The sequence below is a fragment of the Streptomyces flavofungini genome (assembly GCF_041028215.1).
Taxonomy (GTDB): domain Bacteria; phylum Actinomycetota; class Actinomycetes; order Streptomycetales; family Streptomycetaceae; genus Streptomyces; species Streptomyces flavofungini_B.
This window is the reverse complement of record NZ_JASKYR010001391.1, coordinates 1-612: the sequence shown is the minus strand read 5'-3', so window position 1 is coordinate 612 and position 612 is coordinate 1. Positions and strand designations below refer to the sequence as shown.

Sequence of the window (612 nt, the reverse complement as noted above, 5' to 3'; positions counted from 1 at the left end):
TCCTGGGACAGCTTCACGCGACTCCTCTCGACGGCGCGGGGCGTACGGCTCGCCGCCCCGCGAGGACCAGTGTGCCGACCCTACCCGCTCTTGACAATCATTTTCATCTGATGTGATGCTCTCGGCGTCCCGGGGCACCGCACGCCCCCGGCGTCTTCCGCTCTCACACCTCACCGGGGGATTCGGCCATGCACGCCCACATCGCGGAAGCGGTGAAGAAACCCGACCTCATATCCCTCGAACCGGGCCTCGTCTGCCTCCGGTTCGAGACCATGAAGGTCTACTCGGCGCTCGGCGCCGTCCGCCATCTGCTCGACACGGGCGCGGTGGCACCGGGCGACACCCTCATCGACAGCTCAAGCGGCATCTACGCGCAGGCCCTCGCGCTCGCCTGCCACCGCTACGGCATGAAGTGCCACATCGTCGGCTCCACGACCGTGGACCGCTCGACCCGGGTCCAGCTGGAGATCCTCGGCGCCACCCTGGAGCAGGTCGCCCCCTCCAAGGACCTCCGTCTCGACCAGGAGACGCGGGTGCGGCGCATCGCCGAGATCCTCGCGGCCAACCCCTCGTACCACTGGATGCGGCAGTACCACGACGCCATCCACTACC

At 68.1% G+C, this 612-nt stretch carries 1 protein-coding gene; it reads left to right on the top strand.

Features of this window, described 5'->3' with window-relative positions; translation table 11 throughout:
• Positions 1 to 188 precede the first annotated feature (188 nt).
• Positions 189 to 612: pyridoxal-phosphate dependent enzyme (locus tag AB8Z36_RS41245; protein WP_369218462.1), on the top strand; the 424-nt coding region annotated here is incomplete at its 3' end.